The organism is Pseudomonas sp. RC2C2 (genome assembly GCF_018390435.1).
GTDB lineage: Bacteria > Pseudomonadota > Gammaproteobacteria > Pseudomonadales > Pseudomonadaceae > Aquipseudomonas > Aquipseudomonas donghuensis.
In genome coordinates this window covers 1,403,808-1,410,000 of sequence record NZ_JAHBAX010000001.1, presented here as the reverse complement: position 1 = coordinate 1,410,000, position 6,193 = coordinate 1,403,808, and the positions used below count along the sequence as shown (strand labels likewise).

General features: G+C 57.5%; 4 protein-coding genes and 2 rRNA genes (1 of these 6 running past the window's edge). 5 read left to right on the top strand and 1 reads right to left on the bottom strand.

From position 1 onward, the window contains the following. The 5 genes from KHO53_RS06495 to KHO53_RS06475 form a co-directional block, all read left to right on the top strand. Positions 1-1,696, top strand: a 23S ribosomal RNA gene (locus tag KHO53_RS06495); it begins 1,194 nt to the left of the window's first position. A gap of 139 nt (positions 1,697-1,835) precedes the next feature. Then, positions 1,836-1,951: ribosomal RNA gene (rrf, locus tag KHO53_RS06490) — 5S ribosomal RNA — on the top strand. A gap of 162 nt (positions 1,952-2,113) precedes the next feature. Beyond that, complete coding sequence (locus KHO53_RS06485; protein WP_010220588.1) at positions 2,114-2,773, top strand: paraquat-inducible protein A; 660 nt, start codon at positions 2,114-2,116, stop codon at positions 2,771-2,773. Then, entirely contained in the window at positions 2,760-3,383 is a 624-nt protein-coding gene (locus KHO53_RS06480; protein ID WP_010220589.1) for a paraquat-inducible protein A, read from the top strand. The genes KHO53_RS06485 and KHO53_RS06480 overlap by 14 nt, the downstream gene beginning before the upstream one ends. Next, entirely contained in the window at positions 3,376-5,676 is a 2,301-nt protein-coding gene (locus tag KHO53_RS06475) for a PqiB family protein (RefSeq protein ID WP_010220590.1), read from the top strand. The genes KHO53_RS06480 and KHO53_RS06475 overlap by 8 nt, the downstream gene beginning before the upstream one ends. 210 nt (positions 5,677-5,886) lie before the next feature. Here the strand turns inward: KHO53_RS06475 and rpsT are convergent, their stop codons facing one another. After that, positions 5,887-6,165 carry a 30S ribosomal protein S20 gene (gene rpsT / locus KHO53_RS06470; protein ID WP_010220592.1) on the bottom strand — a complete coding sequence of 93 codons (279 nt, stop codon included), beginning with the start codon at positions 6,163-6,165 and terminating at the stop codon, positions 5,887-5,889. Between the last annotated feature and the right edge of the window lie 28 nt (positions 6,166-6,193).

Below are 6,193 nucleotides of genomic sequence, written 5' to 3'. Positions count from 1 at the left end.
CTGTGAAGGTGAGTTGAGAAGCTTGCTGGAGGTATCAGAAGTGCGAATGCTGACATGAGTAACGACAATGGGAGTGAAAAACTCCCACGCCGAAAGACCAAGGTTTCCTGCGCAACGTTAATCGACGCAGGGTTAGTCGGTCCCTAAGGCGAGGCTGAAAAGCGTAGTCGATGGAAAACAGGTTAATATTCCTGTACTTCTAGTTATTGCGATGGAGGGACGGAGAAGGCTAGGCCAGCTTGGCGTTGGTTGTCCAAGTTTAAGGTGGTAGGCTGAGATCTTAGGTAAATCCGGGATCTTAAGGCCGAGAGCTGATGACGAGTTGCCTTTAGGCGACGAAGTGGTTGATGCCATGCTTCCAAGAAAAGCTTCTAAGCTTCAGATAACTAGGAACCGTACCCCAAACCGACACAGGTGGTTGGGTAGAGAATACCAAGGCGCTTGAGAGAACTCGGGTGAAGGAACTAGGCAAAATGGCACCGTAACTTCGGGAGAAGGTGCGCCGGTGAGGGTGAAGGACTTGCTCCGTAAGCCCATGCCGGTCGAAGATACCAGGCCGCTGCGACTGTTTATTAAAAACACAGCACTCTGCAAACACGAAAGTGGACGTATAGGGTGTGACGCCTGCCCGGTGCCGGAAGGTTAATTGATGGGGTTAGCTAACGCGAAGCTCTTGATCGAAGCCCCGGTAAACGGCGGCCGTAACTATAACGGTCCTAAGGTAGCGAAATTCCTTGTCGGGTAAGTTCCGACCTGCACGAATGGCGTAACGATGGCGGCGCTGTCTCCACCCGAGACTCAGTGAAATTGAAATCGCTGTGAAGATGCAGTGTATCCGCGGCTAGACGGAAAGACCCCGTGAACCTTTACTATAGCTTTGCACTGGACTTTGAATTTGCTTGTGTAGGATAGGTGGGAGGCTTTGAAGCGTGGACGCCAGTTCGCGTGGAGCCATCCTTGAAATACCACCCTGGCAACTTTGAGGTTCTAACTCAGGTCCGTTATCCGGATCGAGGACAGTGTATGGTGGGTAGTTTGACTGGGGCGGTCTCCTCCTAAAGAGTAACGGAGGAGTACGAAGGTGCGCTCAGACCGGTCGGAAATCGGTCGTAGAGTATAAAGGCAAAAGCGCGCTTGACTGCGAGACAGACACGTCGAGCAGGTACGAAAGTAGGTCTTAGTGATCCGGTGGTTCTGTATGGAAGGGCCATCGCTCAACGGATAAAAGGTACTCCGGGGATAACAGGCTGATACCGCCCAAGAGTTCATATCGACGGCGGTGTTTGGCACCTCGATGTCGGCTCATCACATCCTGGGGCTGAAGCCGGTCCCAAGGGTATGGCTGTTCGCCATTTAAAGTGGTACGCGAGCTGGGTTTAGAACGTCGTGAGACAGTTCGGTCCCTATCTGCCGTGGACGTTTGAGATTTGAGAGGGGCTGCTCCTAGTACGAGAGGACCGGAGTGGACGAACCTCTGGTGTTCCGGTTGTCACGCCAGTGGCATTGCCGGGTAGCTATGTTCGGAAGAGATAACCGCTGAAAGCATCTAAGCGGGAAACTTGCCTCAAGATGAGATCTCACTGGAGCCTTGAGCTCCCTGAAGGGCCGTCGAAGACTACGACGTTGATAGGTTGGGTGTGTAAGCGCTGTGAGGCGTTGAGCTAACCAATACTAATTGCCCGTGAGGCTTGACCATATAACACCCAAGCAATTTGCGTCGAATGACCAGATTGCGGTGTTGTGAAGACTGCAAAGCCGAGAATTTGTAACTCACAAAACATCACATACCCGATTCGCTGGAGTGTCTTAAACAAGACCTTCTGGCAACAGAATTTCTTGACGACCATAGAGCATTGGAACCACCTGATCCCATCCCGAACTCAGCAGTGAAACGATGCATCGCCGATGGTAGTGTGGGGTTTCCCCATGTGAGAGTAGGTCATCGTCAAGATTAAATTCCGAAACCCCTATCTGCGTACGCAGGTAGGGGTTTTGTCTTTATGGCGATTTAATTGCTAGCCGTGGCCCCTGTGGGAGCCGGCCTTGCCGGCGATCTAGGCGCCACCGCTCTATCGGTTAGAATAGCGCCCTCGCGTTGACTCAGAAGTTCACTATGTCAGAATCTGCCGACCCCCATCAGCTCGCCGACCTGCCCCTGGAAAACCTGGTGGCTTGTCACGAATGCGACCTGCTGATGCGTAAGCCTGTGCTCAAACAGGACGAAAAGGCCCACTGCCCGCGCTGTGGCTACGAGCTCTACGCCCATCGACACAATGTGGTCCCGCGCAGCCTGGCCCTGGTGCTGGCGGCCTTGCTGCTCTACGTACCTGCCAACTTCCTGCCGATCATGCAATTGCACCTGCTCGGCCAAAGCTCCAACGATACCGTCTGGAGCGGCGTGGTCGGGCTGTACAACACCGGCATGCGCGGCGTGGCGGTGGTGGTATTCCTGTGCAGCATGGCCATTCCCTTGCTCAAGCTGTTATGCCAGTTGGTAGTGCTGTTGAGCATTCGCCTGAACATTGGCCGCAGTTACGGCTTGCTGCTCTATCGCATTTATCACCATCTACGCGATTGGGGCATGCTCGAGGTGTATTTCATGGGCGTGCTGGTGGCGATGGTCAAGCTGGTCGATCTCGCGGAGCTGAGCCTCGGCCTGGGTCTGGCCTGCTTTATCAGTTTGTTGTTGGTGCAGGTGTGGCTGGAGGTGGTGATGTCGCCCCACCAGATATGGAGTGCTTTATCGGGGGAAGACCTGCATGCGTGCGATTGATGCTGGCATTCTGGTTTGTGGTGAATGCCACGAGCTGAATCGCCAGGAGCCAGACAGTGACGCACAAACCTGCACCCGCTGTGGTGCAGTGGTGCATGCGCGGCGGCCGAACAGCCTGGTGCGAACCTGGGCGTTGCTGATCACCTCGGCAATTTTGTACATCCCGGCCAATGTGCTGCCGATCATGACCGTCAGCGCGCTGGGCCAGGGCAGCCCGGACACCATCATGTCCGGCGTTATTACCTTGATGAAGCACGGCATGCTGCCGATCGCTGCGGTGGTGTTCATCGCCAGTATCCTGGTGCCGACCTTCAAGCTGGTGGGTATTGCCCTGTTGCTCTATTCGGTGCAGCGCCACCAACCGTTGTCGGCGCGGCAACGAATCCTGATGTACCGCTTCATCGAATTCATCGGACGCTGGTCGATGCTGGATATTTTCGTGATCGCCATTTTGGTGGCGGTGGTGAATTTCGGCAGGATCGCCAGTGTCGAAGCCAATCTGGGCGCCGTCGCCTTCGCCAGTGTGGTGATTCTGACGATGCTCGCTGCAGTAACCTTCGATCCCCGACTGATTTGGGATAACACGGAGTCGGATGACGACCATGAGTGATTTGCCTACGGCTAAAACCCGCCCAGCTTCGAACTGGTCGGCCATATGGATATTGCCTCTGATCGCTCTGGTGATCGGTGGCTGGCTTGGCTGGCAGGCCTATCGCGAGTCAGGGGTGAACATCCAGGTCCGCTTTGAAAGCGGTGAGGGTATCGTCGCCAACAAGACCGAAGTGGTCTTCAAGGGCATGTCGGTCGGTAAGGTGAAAGAGCTGGTACTGGATGCCAAGGGCAACAATACCGGGGTCATCGCCACCATCGAGATGAACAAGGAAGCCGAGCCGCACCTGAATACCGGCACCCGCTTCTGGCTGGTCAAGCCGAGTGTCAGCCTGGCCGGGATCACCGGCCTGGAGACCCTGGTTTCGGGTAACTACATTGCCGTGAGCCCTGGGCAAGGCGAGCCGACCAAGCGCTTCAAGGCGCTGGATGAGGCGCCGCCGCTGTCTGACAGCGAGCCAGGCCTGCACCTGACCCTCAAGGCTGACCGCCTGGGCTCGCTCAATCGCGACAGTCCGGTGTTCTACAAGCAGATCCAGGTTGGCCGGGTAAAGAGCTATCGTCTGGCCGAAGACCAGGGCACGGTCGAGGTCAAGGTGTACATCGAGCCGGCTTACGCCGCCCTTGTGCGCAAACATACGCGCTTCTGGAACGCCAGCGGCATCAGCATCGATGCCGACCTTTCCGGGGTGAAGGTCCGTAGTGAATCGCTGGCCAGTATTGTCGCCGGCGGTATCGCCTTCGCCACGCCCGAGCACCGCAAGGACAGCCCGCCAACTGATCCGAGCTTACCGTTCCGTCTGTACGAAGACTTCGATGCGGCCCAGGCCGGGATTCGCGTCAAGGTCAAGCTGAGCGACTTCGAGGGCCTGCAGGCCGGGCGTACCCCGGTGATGTACAAAGGTATCCAGGTTGGTTCGTTGAAGACCCTCAAGGTCGATGCCGACCTGGCCAGTGCCATGGCCGATCTGACCCTCGATCCGCTGGCCGAAGATTACCTGGTCGACGGCACCCAGTTCTGGGTGGTCAAACCGTCGATCTCCCTCGCCGGTATCACCGGCCTGGAAGCGCTGGTCAAAGGTAACTACATTGCCATTCGCCCGGGCGACAAGGGCGCGTCCCCGCAGCGTGAGTTCGAGGCGCGGGCCAAGGCGCCGCCACTGGACCTCAAGGCGCCCGGGCTGCACCTGGTGCTGTACAGCGACAACCTCGGTTCGCTGGAAGTCGGCAGCCCGATCCTCTACCGTCAGGTCAAGGTCGGTACGGTGCAGAGCTACCAGTTCTCCAAAAAGAGCAAGCGCCTGCTGATCGGCGTGCATATCGAGAAAGAGTACGCCGGCCTGGTCAACGGTTCGACGCGCTTCTGGAATGCCAGCGGCATTACCCTGAGCGGTGGCCTGTCGGGCATTCAGATCAAGAGTGAATCGCTACAGAGCCTGATGGCCGGCGGTATTGCCTTCGACACGCCCATCCCGAATGTGGCGCTCAAACGCCGTATTCCGTTCTTCCTCCTGCATGAAAACCAGGAAGCAGCCAACCGCAGCGGAACCACGGTGACCATCCGTGTCGATCGCGCAGACGGCCTCAAGGTTGGCACGCCGGTTCGCTTCAAGGGCCTGGATGTCGGCAAGGTCGAGCAGGTCGACCTGACCAAGGATCTGCAGGCGGTGCTGCTCAAGGCGCGGATCACCGAGGTGCCGGAGCGCATTGCCCGCGAAGGTACGCAGTTCTGGGTGGTCAAGCCGGCCCTGGGTATCGTCAAGACCGCCAACCTGGAAACCCTGGTCACCGGCCAGTACCTGGAAGTGCAGCCGGCAGTCAGGAGCGCAGGGCCGCAGCTCAACTTCAATGCGTTGCCACAGGCGCCGGACTTCTCCGAGCGCGAAGCCGGGTTGGCGCTGGTGCTCAGCGCCCCGCGGCGGGGTTCGATCAAGCCGGGCGTGCCAGTGACCTACCGCGAGATTCCAGTGGGCAAGGTCACCGGTTTCGAGTTGGGGCAGACGGCCGACCGGGTGCTGATCCATATCCTGATCGAGCCCAGGTACGCAGCGCTGGTACGCGGTGGTAGCCGTTTCTGGAACAGCAGCGGATTTGGCTTCGACATCGGCCTGTTCAAGGGCGCAACGGTGCGTACAGAGTCGCTGGAGACCCTGATCGAGGGCGGAATTGCCTTTGCAACGCCAGACGGCGAGAAGATGGGTAACCCGGCTCGTCCACAGCAGACCTTCGCCCTGTTCGACAAGGCCGAGGATGAATGGCTGCAGTGGGCGCCGAAGATTCAGATTGGTAAGTAACAAACACCCTGGGCTGCATTGCAGCCCATTGCGGGAGCTGGCTTGCCAGCGATGAGGCCGGTCCAGGCTACCCATCTGGTGTTGCCTGGGTTGCGACCGCTTTGCGGTCGATCGCTGGCAAGCCAGTTCCCACAGGGTTAAAGGTCAATCTCAGGAATCACAGGCAATAAAAAACCGACCCTAGGGTCGGTTTTTCAACAAGCGTGTCGCTTAGGCAGCTGCAGCTTCTTTCAGCGCCTTGATGTGGCCATTCAGACGGCCTTTATGGCGAGCAGCCTTGTTCTTGTGGATGATGCCTTTATCGGCCATACGGTCGATAACTGGAACAGCCAGAGTGTAAGCAGCTTGCGCTTTTTCGGCGTCTTTTGCGTCGATGGCTTTAACTACATTCTTGATGTAGGTACGAACCATGGAACGCAGGCTGGCGTTGTGGCTGCGACGCTTCTCAGCCTGTTTTGCACGTTTTTTGGCGGAAGGTGAGTTGGCCACCGTCGAGCTCCTCGAAAGACTTGGTAAA